The 15615-nt window shown below is 41.4% G+C and carries 10 protein-coding genes; 8 read left to right on the forward strand and 2 right to left on the reverse strand.

The window, feature by feature from the left end; genetic code table 11:
- The first annotated feature begins 7 nt into the window (after nt 1-7).
- Entirely contained in the window at nt 8-700 is a 693-nt protein-coding gene (locus U735_RS0118570) for a TapB family protein (protein ID WP_031445259.1), read from the forward strand.
- 35 nt (nt 701-735) lie between these two features.
- On the opposite strand, the gene lipB is transcribed toward U735_RS0118570, so the two are convergent.
- Nucleotides 736-1452, reverse strand: a complete 717-nt coding sequence (lipB, locus tag U735_RS0118575) for a lipoyl(octanoyl) transferase LipB (protein WP_031445260.1) — start codon at nt 1450-1452, stop codon at nt 736-738.
- 44 nt (nt 1453-1496) lie between these two features.
- The gene (locus U735_RS25370) at nt 1497-1652 is read right to left on the reverse strand and encodes a YqaE/Pmp3 family membrane protein (protein ID WP_072860763.1); all 156 of its coding nucleotides are present in this window, start codon (nt 1650-1652) and stop codon (nt 1497-1499) included.
- A gap of 190 nt (nt 1653-1842) precedes the next feature.
- Between U735_RS25370 and lysS the strand changes: the two genes are divergently transcribed.
- The 7 genes from lysS (at nt 1843) to U735_RS0118620 (ending at nt 15473) form a co-directional block, all read left to right on the forward strand.
- Nucleotides 1843-3534, forward strand: coding sequence for a lysine--tRNA ligase (lysS, locus tag U735_RS0118590; RefSeq protein ID WP_031445261.1), 1692 nt, complete (start codon nt 1843-1845; stop codon nt 3532-3534).
- A gap of 268 nt (nt 3535-3802) precedes the next feature.
- Nucleotides 3803-6535 carry a PSD1 and planctomycete cytochrome C domain-containing protein gene (locus U735_RS0118595; RefSeq protein ID WP_031445262.1) on the forward strand — a complete coding sequence of 911 codons (2733 nt, stop codon included), beginning with the start codon at nt 3803-3805 and terminating at the stop codon, nt 6533-6535.
- Between the two features lie 2 nt (nt 6536-6537).
- Nucleotides 6538-8046, forward strand: coding sequence for a DUF1501 domain-containing protein (locus tag U735_RS0118600; RefSeq protein ID WP_031445263.1), 1509 nt, complete (start codon nt 6538-6540; stop codon nt 8044-8046).
- A 121-nt stretch (nt 8047-8167) separates the two neighbouring features.
- The gene (locus U735_RS0118605) at nt 8168-9565 is read left to right on the forward strand and encodes a c-type cytochrome domain-containing protein (protein WP_031445264.1); all 1398 of its coding nucleotides are present in this window, start codon (nt 8168-8170) and stop codon (nt 9563-9565) included.
- A 108-nt stretch (nt 9566-9673) separates the two neighbouring features.
- Entirely contained in the window at nt 9674-11113 is a 1440-nt protein-coding gene (locus U735_RS0118610) for a PKD domain-containing protein (protein ID WP_146032830.1), read from the forward strand.
- Between the two features lie 95 nt (nt 11114-11208).
- The gene (locus tag U735_RS0118615) at nt 11209-12639 is read left to right on the forward strand and encodes an SLC13 family permease (protein WP_031445266.1); all 1431 of its coding nucleotides are present in this window, start codon (nt 11209-11211) and stop codon (nt 12637-12639) included.
- A 332-nt stretch (nt 12640-12971) separates the two neighbouring features.
- Complete coding sequence (locus U735_RS0118620; protein ID WP_031445267.1) at nt 12972-15473, forward strand: zinc-dependent metalloprotease; 2502 nt, start codon at nt 12972-12974, stop codon at nt 15471-15473.
- Nucleotides 15474-15615: the final 142 nt, after the last annotated feature.

The raw sequence follows: 15615 nt of genomic DNA on the forward strand, positions 1-15615 counted from the left end.
AAAAAATATGAGAACACTTATCCTAATTTATAGCCTTTTCCTTGTTTCCTCAACAGCATTGTCCCAGAACTGTAGTAAATACTACCCAATGGAAGAAGGTACAAGTTTTCAATATACCATGACCAACAAAAAAGGAAAGACAGAAGGAATAACCGACTACTCCATTACAAATGTTGAAAATTCAGGTGGCGTTACTACCGCCACAATGAATATGAAGTTTACCGATGAAAAAGGAAAGGAAATATTTGTATCCGATTACAAGCTTAACTGTACAGGGGATGTAGTCAAGATAGACTACAATTCACTGGTACCGGCACAAATGATGAAACAATATACGGATATGGGGATGGAAATGGAGATTAGTGGAACAGACATAGAGTTGCCCAACGACCTTAGTGTCGGACAGGGCTTAGACGACGCCAATGTAGCCATGTCCATCAAAATGACTGGCATGAACATGAATATTAAAGTGGACCAGCTAAATAGGATAGTGGAAAAAAAAGAAAGTGTCAACACGCCAGCAGGAACCTATGAGTGTTACGTGATAACCCAGGACAATGTTTCTGAGACCATGGGCGTAAAACAAACAATGCAATCCAAGTTATGGCTTGCAGAAGGAGTAGGAATGGTAAAGCAGGAAACCTACAATAAAAAAGGTGATCTTACCACCCAAATGCTTCTCACCAAGTTCAATAACTAAATTGGTAGAATTTAAGAAAAACAAAAAACCGAGGCTTACACCTCGGTTTTTTGTTTTATAATTTCTGCTTCAAAAAGCGTTTCAAAATGCTTCAGCAGCTTTTGTTTCACCTCGTTCATATCCACTTCCTTTTTACCTAGCTCTACATTCAACGAAGTTACCGCTTTGCCTTTGATCCCACAGGGAATCATCAGATCAAAATAGCCCAGATCGGCATTTACGTTCAAGGCAAAACCATGCATGGTAACCCACCTACTGGCTCGTACGCCCATGGCACAGATCTTTCTGGCGAATGGGGTACCTACGTCCAACCAAACTCCGGTTTCCCCGTTGGATCGCTCTGCGTTTAGCCCGTAGTCGGCCAAGGTAAGAATCACCATCTCTTCCAAAAACCTGAGGTATTTATGAATGTCTGTAAAGAAATTATCAAGATCAAGAATAGGGTAGCCCACAATCTGTCCAGGCCCGTGATAGGTGATGTCCCCACCCCTGTTTATTTTGTAGAATTTTGCGCCTTTTTCGGTAAGTACGTTTTCATCTACCAATAGGTTATCCATATCCCCGCTTTTACCCAAAGTATATACATGCGGATGCTCTACAAACAAAAAATGATTGGGCGTTTCCAGCTGGGAGCCCTCCCTCCTATTCTTAATTTTTAAGTCCAAAATAGACTGGAACAATTCTTCCTGGTAATCCCAAGTTTCCTTGTAATCCTTGTGCCCCAAATCTTCTAAGAGAATACTTTTGTTCATCCTGCAAAGATACAAACTCCCACCATAAAGCAAACTACACGCTTTTAGTTCGGATTGTTAAGGATGATCAAGGCGGCGATAACACCGGGCACCCACCCGCAAAGGGTAAGCAGAAAAACGATAATAAAAGATCCGCACCCCTTGCCAATTACGGCCAAGGGTGGGAAAATAATGGCCAACAAGACCCTAAAACAGCCCATGCTTTTTTCGATTTTTGATTGATGCCGTCCTTTGGCGGGACAGATGTACCAATAAGACTAAAAAACAGACATTTTGTTACAAGGAATTGGGAATATTTTGAATACACTGTTTTGAAAACAATCAATTCCAATTTTTGGATTGATAGATTAACGCAGAGTGCCTATATTTGCAGCCTTAATTTATAAGAATATGCAACTTTCGGAACAAGAAGTAATTAGAAGGGAAAAACTTGGCAAGTTACGGGAATTGGGCATCGACCCCTATCCCGCAGCACTTTACCCAGTAAATAGCACTTCTAAAAATGCCAAGGAGAATTATGAGGAAGGCAAAAAGGTAGTTCTTTCCGGAAGGCTTATGTCCAGAAGAATCCAAGGCAAGGCTTCCTTTGCGGAACTACAGGACAGCGAAGGCCGTATACAGGTCTATTTCAACAGGGACGAAATTTGTACTGGGGATGACAAGACCTTGTACAATGATGTGTATAAGAAATTATTGGACATTGGTGACATTATTGGCGTAGAAGGGGAGCTTTTCACCACTCAGGTGGGCGAGAAAACCGTCATGGTCAGGAATTTTACCTTGCTGAGTAAATCCCTACGTCCTTTACCCTTGCCAAAAGTGGATGCCGAAGGAAAAGTCTACGATGAATTTAACGACCCAGAATTGCGTTATCGCCAACGATACGTGGATTTGGTAGTGAATCCAAGCGTTAAGAAAAATTTTATAAAGCGTACCAAGATCACCAATAGTATGCGTCAGTTTTTTAACGATGCCGGCTATTTGGAGGTAGAGACCCCTATATTGCAACCCATTCCGGGCGGGGCTGCGGCACGTCCGTTTATGACCCACCATAACGCCTTGAACATCCCTTTATATTTAAGGGTAGCGAATGAACTTTACCTAAAAAGATTGATTGTTGGTGGCTTTGATGGTGTTTACGAATTTGCCAAGGATTTTAGGAACGAAGGTATGGATCGTACCCATAACCCCGAGTTTACGGTTATGGAGCTTTATGTGGCCTACAAGGATTACAATTGGATGATGGACATGACCGAAAAGCTTTTGGAAAAGGTGGCTATCGATTCCAACGGCACATCCAAAGTAACCGTAGGCAAAAATGAGATAGAATTTAAGGCCCCTTACCCTAGGGTTCCCATTTTGGAAGCCATTAAAATCCATACCGGTTTTGATGTAGCCGGGATGAACGAGGTGGAACTTAGGGAGGTTGCCAAAAAATTAAATATTGAGGTGGATGATAGTATGGGAGTTGGCAAGCTTATCGATGAAATTTTCGGTGAAAAATGTGAACATCACTACGTACAGCCCACCTTTATCACAGATTACCCCAAAGAAATGAGTCCATTGTGCAAGGAGCACAGGGACAATCCCGCATTAACGGAACGTTTTGAACTGATGGTAAACGGAAAGGAATTGGCCAATGCCTATTCCGAGCTAAACGATCCCATTGACCAGCGTGAAAGGTTTGAGGAACAACTTCAACTTTCGGAAAAAGGGGACGACGAGGCCATGTTCATTGATCAAGATTTCCTAAGGGCCCTGGAATACGGAATGCCTCCAACAAGTGGCATCGGTATCGGCATCGATCGATTGGTAATGTTGATGACCAACAATGCCTCTATACAAGAAGTTCTTTTCTTCCCACAAATGAGACCGGAGAAGAAACAAGTAGAGCTTAGCGAGGAAGAAAAAGAAATCCTTGCCATTTTAAAGCCGGAAGGCAAAATGGCACTGGATGAGCTTAAGACCAAAGCAGGCTTAAGTGGAAAAAAATGGGACAAATCCATGAAGGCCCTTTCCAAGCACGAGTTGATCAAGGTAGCCACCGAGGGCGATACTAAAATGGTGCTGCTAAAGAAATAATTAGGCAAAGTTTTCCTTAAACCAATTTTAAAAATCTTTAATGCTTGCAGATCCTTTACCTCTAGGTTGGGATATGTAGGCATTTTTTTATTGTTTAACCTATAAATTTCCCGGCAAACAAATAATTCAACTTAACAATTCTCAAAATAGGCCTTATTTAACAATTCCATGTTCTATTCTTAATTAATACATTTTTTGACAATATTATCTATAGATTCGCATAATTATTCTTATTATTAGTGGAGTTTTATTCAACAAAGTAAAAACCATGAAAAATAAGGCATATTTATTCCTATTGATATTGGGGGCAGTTGTGCTTGTTGTTTCCGTTTGGAATATGTTGCAACCTTCCGATACGGTTGATTTTAGTGCCGATATAAAACCCATCTTAAACAAGAACTGTATTACCTGTCACGGCGGGGTTAAAAAAAGTGGTGGTTTTAGTCTTTTATTCGAAGATGAGGCCTTTGCCAATACAGAATCCGGGACTCCGGCCATTATACCTGGTAATGCTGCCAAAAGTCCGTTTATCCAACGATTAAAGGAAGATGACCCAGAATTACGGATGCCCTATAAGAAGTCCAAACTATCAAAAGAGGAAATTGACCTATTGACCAAATGGGTAGATCAAGGCGCTAAATGGGGCAAGCATTGGGCCTATTCTTTGCCTGAAAAAGTGGAAATTCCGGAAACAACGCAATCCGCAGGTATCTCTTCAGGGGATTCTCAGGGTTTTATCCAAAATGACATAGACCACTTTATTTTAAGGACTTTGGAAAATAACAACTTGGAACCTAGTCCTGCAGCAGAGCGCAATGTAATAGCCAGAAGACTTTCCATGGACATAACCGGACTTCCACCAGACGATTCCTTGTTTAATGATTTTACCGCCGGAAAGATTACCTATGAAAATATGGTGGACGAGCTGTTGTCCCAAGATGGTTATGGTGAAAAGTGGGCCAGTTGGTGGTTGGACCAAGCCCGCTATGCCGATACCAAAGGTTATGAAAGTGATATGGGGAGGACTATGTGGCAATATCGTGATTGGGTAATAAGGGCCTTCAATCAGGATATGCCCTATGACCAGTTTACCATTGAGCAGTTGGCCGGTGATCTTTTACCTCAACCATCCGTTGACCAACTCATTGCAACGGCTTTCCATAGAAACACCATGAATAACGGAGAAGGAGGAACAGATGATGAAGAGTTTAGGGTAGCTGCGGTAATAGACAGAGTAAATACCACTTTTGAGGTATGGCAGAGCACCACTATAGGCTGCGTACAATGTCATAGTCATACTTATGACCCCTTTAAAAATAAAGAGTATTACAATCTCATGGCATTTTTCAACAATTCCAGGGATGAAGATACTTCTGAAGATGAACCTACTCTAAAATTTTATACTCCGGACCAAAAAATGGAGATAAAAAAGATAGTAGATTGGATTTCCAACCACGGCAGTCCCCAAATTGCCGAAAAATATCAGAACTTCCTCACCTACACCGAACCAATTTACCATTCGCATTTAATAAAAAAATTCGAAAATGGTAACGTAGAAGGAAGGCTTTCCTTAAGGGATAATGGTTTCTGTTTTTTAAATAATGTATACACTCAAGGTGCGGGGTATATGTATTTAAAATATTCTTCGGGATTAGACGGCACTACTATGACGATAAGAAAGGATAATGCCGAGGGAGAAATTCTATCCCAGTTTGTCATTAACAAAACTTCTGGCAACTTAGTACGAAAAGTTCCATTTAAAAAAACCAACGAAAAGCTAAACCTTTATATAGAAACGGATAACAATAGTGTCTCACCTAAATCTGCCTTGGGATATTTTACATGGTTTGCCTTTCTTCCCGATATGCCTGATGATCCGGTAGCCGAATATTCTACCATTGAAGATACCTTATTAAAATTATTAAATACAGATACAGCCTCCTTACCTATAATGGTTGAAAACCCGGACTATAGAAACCGGATCACCCAAGTTTTTGAGCGGGGTAGTTGGCTTATGAAAACCGATACAGTACAACCAGGAACTCCCAAAAGCCTCAACGCTTGGAACGATGCCTGGCCAAAAAATAGGTTGGGACTCTCCAGATGGCTTGTCAGTAAGGAGAACCCGCTAACGGCTAGGACTTTGGTCAATAAGGTGTGGCAGCAAATTTATGGCCGGGGCATAGTAGCTTCCTTAGAGGATATGGGCTCCCAATCCGATCCGCCTTCCCATCCAGAATTATTCGATTGGCTGGCTTTAAGATTTATGAACGAGCACAATTGGAGTATAAAAGCCTTGGTGAAAGATATTGTGATGAGCGGCACTTACAGGCAGAGTTCCAAAAACAACGCCAAATTATACAATTTGGATCCTGAAAACCGACTCTATGCCCGCGGCCCTAGAATACGCTTAAGTGCAGAGCAAATTCGCGATCAGGCCCTGGCCGTATCAGGGCTTTTAAGCACCAAAATGTACGGTCCAAGTGTTATGCCACCCCAACCGGATGGTATTTGGCAAACGGTATACAATGGTGGTAATTGGGTGGAAAGTAAAGGAGAGGACAAGTATAGGAAAGGCGTATACACCTATTTAAAAAGAACCAGCCCCTACCCTTCCTTCCTCACTTTTGACGCAGGCAGCAGAGAGGTATCAACGGTACGTAGAACGGTGACCAATACCCCATTACAGGCCTTGGTTACCCTAAACGATCCAGTATATCTGGAAACTGCCTATCATTTGGCTAAATTTATGGGCCAGAGCAAAGGTGTAGACAAAAGCATACGGGAGGGATACAAGAAAGCCGTTTTGGCGGACATTAGCGAAGAAAAATTAAGCGCCTTAAAAGAATTGTACAACAGTTCCCTTTCCGATTTTCAAGAAAAACCAAAGAATGTTAAGGAATTTATTCCTTTTGAAACCGATACAGATGCCAATTTAGCAGCATTGACCGTAGTGGCCAATGCCATTATGAACTTGGATGAGTTTTTAACAAAATCGTAGTTATGAACAGTTTGGACCGATTAATAAAAGAAAAGTTACAACGGGAAATACAGGCAAAGACCCGAAGGCATTTTATAAAGGATTGTGTTGCCGGGATGGGAGGTTTGGCCTTAGGTTCCCTTTTTATGTCCTGTAACTCTTTTCTTGGCAACAATGACAAAGCTAAAATTGCACTAACCGAAAGGGACATCAACCCCTTAGCTTCCATGGCTCCCCCTTTCCCTGCCAAGGTAAAATCAGTTATTTATTTGCATATGGCGGGAGCTCCCTCCCAACTGGAAATGTTCGATTACAAGCCTACCCTTCATAAGCTGAACAATCAGGCCTGTCCGCAATCCTTGTTGGAAGGTCGAAAATTTGCCTTCATCCGCGGAGTTCCCAAATTACTTGGACCACAGGCGGAATTTAAGCAGCACGGGGAATCCGGTAATTGGGTCTCCAACTTTCTGCCCCACTTTTCAAAAGTAGTGGATGAAGTTGCCTTCCTTAAAGCGGTAAATACAGATCAATTCAATCACGGGCCCGCCCAATTGTTCATGCATACCGGAAGTCCCAGATTGGGCAGGCCAAGTATAGGATCTTGGGTCACCTACGGTTTGGGGTCCGAAAATCAGAATTTGCCAGGCTTTGTGGTACTTACCTCCGGAGGAAAAACACCGGATGCCGGAAAAAGTGTCTGGGGCAGTGGTTTTTTACCCTCGGTGTACCAAGGAGTCCAATGCCGATCCAAAGGAGATCCGGTACTTTATATAGACGACCCTAAAGGCATTACCCGAAACCTTAAAAAAAGTACCATAGATGCTATAAACAACATCAATAAAAAAGAATTTGACGAATATTCCGATCCAGAGATCCTGGCCAGGATCAATCAGTACGAAATGGCCTACCGTATGCAGACTGCAGTACCAGAGGTCATGAACATCAACAATGAACCAGAGCATATAAAGGAAATGTACGGGGTGCAACCCGGAAAGGAATCCTTTGCCAACAATTGTCTATTGGCCAGAAAACTCGTTGAGGACGGGGTACGATTTGTACAATTATTCGATTGGGGATGGGACAGCCATGGCGACAGTCATTCCAATGCCGTTGATCTTGGGTTAAGAAATAAATGTACAGAAATAGACAGGCCAATTTCAGCACTACTTCTAGACCTTAAACAAAGAGGATTATTGGAAGAAACCTTGGTGGTCTGGGGAAGTGAGTTCGGAAGGACGCCTATGCAGGAAAACAGGGAAGGAAAAGAAATGGCCTTTAAGGGAAGGGACCATCACGGGGATGCCTTCACCATGTGGATGGCCGGAGGGGGCATTAAAAAAGGTGCTAGCTGGGGACTCACCGATGAAATTGGATTTTCCGCTTTGGAAGGACAGGTCTCGGTACACGATGTGCACGCCACTATGATGCACCTTCTGGGTTTTGACCACGAACAATTTACTTTTGACTTTCAAGGAAGGCCCTTCCGTCTTACCGATGTGGAAGGTCATGTAATACACGAAATTCTTGCCTAAAACACAAATCAACCAAACCAATAAAATGCAATTATCTATCCTCCTCTTTCAGAACTTATCATCTTACCATAGCCAGGTAGCATTTAAAAAAATAGCCCAAAATTGAATAAATAGCTGATCTATGGATGTTATTCAACAATTAATAGGGCGCTTACACCCCCTTGTAGTGCATTTACCAATAGGATTCATTCTTGCCGCCTTACTGTTGCAATGGTATGATAGAAAGAATAATGAATGGTCCAAAATAATTGGAATCCTATTTCAATGGGCATTTATTTTCGCGACCATAGCCTGTATTAGTGGCTATCTGCTTTATAAAGGCGAAGGATATTCCTTTGATACTGTAAAATTTCATTTATGGCTGGGTATTGTTACCGCCCTGTTTTCTCTGTTGATGTATCTTAGGTTGGCAGCACCCTCAAAAATCGATTTTATAAAGCGAGTGCCGGTGGTCCTTTTTTCCTACTCACTATTATTTCTAATATCGTTCACCGGGCATCTTGGGGGAAATATTACCCACGGATCGGACTACCTCATTGAACCTCTGCCCAACAGTATAAAATCCCTATTGGGCGTTGGCCCGGAAGTTTATGAAATGCCTACCCTGGAAGAAGAAAATTGGGAAGAGGCAATACTTTACACAGACCTTGTACAACCCATCCTCAATACTAGATGCGTAAGCTGTCACAACACCAAAAAAGAAAAGGGGGAATTGCTATTGGAGGAAGAAATTGGAATTCTTAAGGGAGGTGAAAATGGGGCGATTATTGAGCCGAACGACCCCGAGAACAGCGCCCTCTACGCCAGATTAATATTGCCACTGGACCATGAAGACCACATGCCACCAAAAGATAAGGATCAGCCCTCCAAGGAAGAATTGGATATTATTAAAACTTGGATAGCCAATGGCAATTCTTTTGACAAGAGTATTGGGGAAATGGGCTTAAAAAAGGAATTGTTCCACTCGTTTTTTCCAAAGAAAAAAGATGACACCTACCCGGACGTAGTGGTTGCAGAAGTATCTGCAGATACCATTTCGGCCATAAAGAATAAAGGCTTCCACGTAGAAAGAGTCAACGAAGAAAGTAAGTTCCTAAAGGTGTCCTGTATCAACAAACCTACTTTTTCGGATGGAGATTTTGAGCTGCTGACTTCGCTTATAAATCAGATCGTATACCTAGACCTGGGTGAAACCCAAGTTACGGATGCCATTTTTGAGAAACTAAGCACCTTGCCCCACCTAACGGTATTAAAGTTGGACAATACTGCGGTAACAGGAAGAAATATAGAAACTTTGGAAAAACTGGAGTATCTTAAAAACTTGAACCTTATGGGAACAAATTTTGAAGAGGTACATCTCCCAAAATTAAAAGAGTTTAAAAAATTACAGATTGTATATCTGTTCAATACCCCTGTTAAAAAACCAGATCAAGTAAGCAAACCGAAAGAAGGGGAATTATTTATAGATTACGGAGGTTACGACCTTCCGAAAATAGCCACAGATTCCATAGTTTTTTAGTTTGCCACTAACCTGGCACTATCAACGTTAAATCCCTGTATTACATCGAAATACTGAAATAAGAGCGGCATTTCCACGTTAGTACTAATAGATCCCAAATCTATTTGTATGAAAAACTTCTACGCAATTGTTTTCATGTCATTTTTTGCACTATCCTGTACCAAAGAGGACGATAAGGAGGGCAACACTCCCGATGAGGAGATAGATTTGACGGCCTGTTTTACGTCAAGCACGGATACCATAGCCCTTGGAGAAGCTTTACAATTGACCAATTGTTCCGAAAATGCCGTTATTTTTTCCTATGATTTTGGTAATAATGAAATAAGCAACCAAGAAAGCCCTTCCGTAACCTATCAGCAAGGAGGCAGTTTTACAATTACCCTAGTTGTCTACGATGACCAAAAACATAGTAAAACCTTTACCAAAACAATTTTTGTGGAAACCCCAGTGGAATCCTATTACCTGTTCCCCGAAATTCCCCTAGGATATAATGGGCTACCAATAGAACTGGGCATTGACCCCCTAAATGGCAATATTTTCTATCTGGAAAAAATCGAGGATCTAGTAAACCTGACCATTTCCAAATTCTACTACAAAGAATTGGGAACCAACCTTATACCTACCTCAAATTATATTGCCGACCAACAGTTCAATACTGAAAATGCCTATGTAAATTTTCTGGGCAACGGTAACAAGAACATCCATTTTTCCCGTACCCTTCCGGAGTTATACGGGTCTCAGGAAGTAACCCTAAATAACAACTGGGCCCTAACAGCTACCTTAAGTTCTGCTACCAAATACCTTTATGGCTATTTAAAAGAAGGTGCAAATTCCATATTCTTCGGAACACAAAAAGACAATGGCACCTATAAAGCAGTTATTGAAAACAGGAATGCCAATGGCGATGCCTTCGATGTACAGTTTAAAACTGTTGGATCCAACAATGCCGTGCTGACCGACATGATCAAGACAAGCACTGGTTATATTGCTTTTGGAGCCACATTCGACAAGAATATCATCCTACCCTTCATTAGCAACTATAGCCCGATTCTAGTGTTTTTCGATTCCAATTTGACCGTTACAAAAACGGCAGAACTTAGTAATTCCGTCTTGGGGACGCAAATCACCGAAGCCAACCATCTAAACGGTGCTTACCACCTCATACAATTGTCCAATAGCAGCTTGGTTGCCTACGGCAATGGCGAGCTCAGCATTACAGATTCGGAAGGAAACCTTATCAAAACCCACTATTTTGATGTAGACAATAAAATCCAAGCAATGATCTCCTTGGGAGATTCTTTTATAATCTCAACAGGCGATGGCTATTTGCGCAAATTCGACCCTACCGGTACGGAAATCAAAAAATTAAATTACAAGGGGAGCTTTATTCCAGAAATATTGGAAATAAACAATAAACTATTTTTTGTTGCCGGTTACCGGACCAAGGATACGATTCTTAACATAGGAGAGCTATCGGTTGTAAAAACATTTTACGGTGCGGTGGACAAAGACCTTAATTTGATAAGCGTGGAGTCCATTTTCAACTAATTGGAAACAATATCACAAAAACTAAAACTACATATCAGTTTACATTTTTATAACTGCCGGAAATAACCTAGTTTAGAACACCATAAACCTCCCATATGGATTTGAGCAAAAAATTAGGATTATTATTAGGCCCTATCTTCTTTTTTATTCTTCTAAATTTACCTAATACCCTAGTCTCCGAAAAAGGCGATGCGGTAATCGCCGTGGCGGTCTGGATGGTAGTTTGGTGGATAACCGAAGCCGTATCCATTTCGGTGGCGGCCCTGTTGCCCCTTATTTTGTTTCCCCTCCTAAAGATTATGCCCATCAACGACGTAGGCGCCAACTATGGAAGTCCCATCATTTTTCTGTTTTTTGGAGGCTTTGTAATGGCCCTGGCTCTGGAAAAAGTGAACTTACATAAACGTATTGCCCTCAACATCATAAGAATTACCGGAACTACACCGAACAAGGTAGTCCTAGGGTTTATGATCGCTACGGCTGCTTTAAGCATGTGGATCAGCAATACCGCAAGTACTGTGGTTATGCTCCCCATTGCCATGTCCGTTATCGGACTTTTGGTAAACGATGCCGATGGCTTTACCAAGGATGATCGCAATTTTGCCCTCAATGTAATGTTGGGAATCGCCTTTTCCGCAAACGCCGGGGGCATAGCAACCGTTATCGGAACCCCGCCAAATTCAATTCTAATTGGTTTACTGGAAAACGAATACAATATTGAAATCTCCTTTCTTAAATGGATGGTTGTTGGATTGCCATTTTCAACCATTCTGGTAACCATTTGTTATCTAGTCCTTGTAAAATGGTTTTTTCCCAATAAGCAATTAAAATTTACAGGTTCCAAACAGATTATTCAGGAAGAATTAAAAAAATTGGGACCTACGAGCCGTAAAGAAAAAATGGTGCTCACTATCTTTGGAATAACGGTTTTCCTATGGATATTTAGAACATTGATCAACAGTATTTTTCCGTCCTTAGGATTATCGGACACCATCATAAGTATGATAGCCGCGGTTTCCCTCTTTGCGATTCCCTTTAACTTTAAAAAAGGTGATTTTATAATTGGCTGGAGTGATACCGAAAAATTGGCCTGGGGAATTCTAATATTGTTTGGAGGTGGACTTGCCCTGGCCGAAGGAATGTCTACAAGTGGTATTGTAGATATGGTGGCAAACGCAATTTCTACTAGCGATATAAGTATATTATTTACAGCATCCCTGTTAATACTATTGATGCTCTTCATGACAGAATTAATGAGCAATGTAGCTTTGGTTGCAGTCCTTGCTCCTGTTGTTGCAGGTATAGCAATAGGTCTTGGGGTTCCTGTACTTTATTTATTGATTCCGGTAACCATTGCCAGTAGCTGCGCCTTTATGTTGCCCATGGCCACGCCCCCCAATGCCATAGTTTTTGCCAGTGGATACATAAAGGTATATCAAATGGCAAGGGTGGGAATAGTTCTTAACCTAATCTCGGTGGTATTGCTTATACTATTGTTCCAATTCGTAATTCCCCTGCTCTTCTAATTTATAGGTTCTATTTAGACGACGGTGCCGGAAAAATCTTAAAAAAAGTAAAGCCTTTGTTTCCACAAAGGCCTTACAAAGCTTAATTCCATTAAACTATAAAAAGAAATTCTCTAATCTAATAGACTTGTACTATGTGAAAATGTTACAACCTCTATGTTATTTTTTTCTTTGCTCCAATAGAATACTGGAATTGGGGCCCTAAGATTCCAAAAGACCTATAATTCCGTTAATTATTTTGTAATTGGGCAATAATTCCAAACCACTTCCAGAATTTAAATTATTTTTAGTTCTTTGAAAGATTAGATGTATTCATAAAAATTGCCCGAAATATGATTAAAAATTTACTCGCGAAAGCGTTATTTACATTTGTACTTATAGGATGCTTCCATACTGTAGAAGCACAAATTTTTAAAAAGAAGGATGCGAAATCTGAATCGTCCGACACCAAGGAAAAATCCAAAAAAGGAGAAATAGAACCCTATGAAAAGGTAATCACCAAAGATGCCAAAACGGATAAGGGCCTTTTTGATGTGCATGTAGTAGATGAAAGTCATTACTACGAAATACCGGACTCCCTTTTTAACAAGGAAATGCTAATGGTAAGCAGAATTTCCAAAACAGCTACGGGTATTGGCTTCGGAGGTGGAAAAATAAATACCAAGGTGCTAAGATGGGAGAAGTTGCCCAAAAAAGTCCTGCTTAGGGTAGTAAGCTATGATATTGTTGCCGCCGATTCACTCCCGGTTAGTGAAGCCGTGGTAAACTCCAATTTTGAACCTGTATTATATTCATTCGATATCAAGGCTTTTAAGAAAGACAGCTTGCATCCTGCTACGGTTATCCAAGTGAACGATCTCTTTGAGAAAGATGTAAATGCCCTGGGCATGCCGGAACATTATCGCAAGGAATATAAGGTTTCACGTTTGGACGACTCCAGAAGCTATATAAGCACCCTAAAAAGTTATCCCTTAAATATTGAGGCAAGACATGTAAAGACCTATGTGGCCAGTAACCCTCCTTCCAATGGAAGTTTGGGGTCTATTTCGATTGAAATAAACAATTCCATGATTTTGCTCCCGGAAGAACCAATGAAACGCCGTTATTTCGATAAACGAGTTGGTTGGTTTGCCAGGGGTCAGGTGGATTATGGCCTGGATGCCCAGGAGAGCAAAACCGTGCGCTTTCTTGACCGTTGGAGGCTGGAAGTGAAAGAAGAGGATATTGAAAAATTTAAAAACGGAGAACTTGTAGAGCCCAAAAAGCCCATTGTATATTATGTAGACAGGGCTACACCAAAAAGTTGGGTTCCCTTTATAAAACAGGGCATTGAGGACTGGCAGATTGCTTTTGAGGCTGCCGGCTTCAAAAATGCTATTTTGGCCAAAGACCCCCCAACTCCCGAAGAAGATCCAGAATGGTCCCCAGAAGACGTGCGTTATTCCGTAGTTCGCTATTTGGCGTCCCCTATTCCCAATGCGAACGGACCCCATGTAAGTGACCCCAGGACCGGTGAAATATTGGAATCCGATATCAATTGGTACCATAATGTAATGACCTTGTTAAGAAACTGGTTTTTTGTACAAACTGCTGCCATTAACCCCGATGCCAGGGGTGTTGCTTTTAAGGAGGAGGTCATGGGCCGCCTAATTAGATTTGTGTCTGCGCACGAAGTTGGCCATACGCTAGGTTTGCCCCACAACATGGGCAGTAGTGTAGCCTATCCAGTCGATTCGCTCCGCTCCGCTTCCTTCACCAAAAAGTACGGTACGGCGCCATCTATAATGGACTATGCCAGATTCAACTATATTGCCCAACCAGGAGACGAGGGTGTAGCCCTTATGCCAGAAATAGGCATATACGACAAGTATGCCATTGGTTGGGGATACCGACCCATTTTGGATAAATCGGACAAAGAGGAAAAGCAAACCTTGGATAGCTGGATCCTAAAACACGCCGGTGATCCATTATACAGATTTGGTCACCAACAAGTAGGAGATGTGGTTGATCCAAGTTCGCAGACCGAAGATTTGGGAGACGACGCCATAAAGGCAAGTGCCTACGGTATTGAAAATCTTAAGCGAATAACTCCAAAACTAATTGAATGGACGGCCGAAAACGGAAAGGAATATGACGATCTAAACACCATGTACGGCCAGGTAATTTCCCAATTTAATAGATATATGGGGCATGTTAGCAATAATATTGGCGGTGTTTATGAGCAGTATAAGACCTATGATCAGGAAGGGGCTGTCTATACCCCTGTTGACAGGGAGCATCAAAGAAACTGCCTGCTATTTGTTCAGGAACAATTATTCCAAACTCCAGAATGGTTGATCGTTCCAAACATTTTTAATAAAATAGAGTATTCAGGTTCAGTAGAGCGCATAAGAAGCCTGCAAGTTAGAACACTGGACAATATATTGAGTTTAGGCAAAATGGCCAGGATGATCGAGAACCAAACTCTGAACGGTACAGAGGCCTATTCCCTGTTGGAAATGATGGGCGACCTTAGAAAAGGGCTGTGGTCCGAAACACGAAATGGGAGCAAAATTGACACCTATAGAAGAAATCTACAAAAGGCACATATTGAAAGGTTGGCCTTTTTGATGACCGCTGACAACGAAAGCAAAAAGGGAGATTCTGGAGGATATCAAAAATCCACGCCGATCAACACCGGTCAGTCCGATATTCGCTCAATTGCAAGAGCGGAATTGAATATTCTTAGAAAAGACCTAAAAAATGCAATCAATAGAACAATAGATCCCATGACTAAGTATCATTTACAAGATGCAGTGGACCGGATAGAATTGATTTTGGACCCCAACGCTTAGATCGATCACAATATAAGATCCACCTGAAATGTTTTAAAAATAACATTCAATATAATTAAAAAGGGCTATTTTAATAGATAGCCCTTTTTTAAACCTAAATTCTATATTTTTCCGTTGAACGGATACCTTTTGACGATTAAAT

Origin of the sequence: Arenibacter algicola (genome assembly GCF_000733925.1) — a bacterium.
Taxonomy (GTDB): Bacteria; Bacteroidota; Bacteroidia; order Flavobacteriales; family Flavobacteriaceae; genus Arenibacter; species Arenibacter algicola.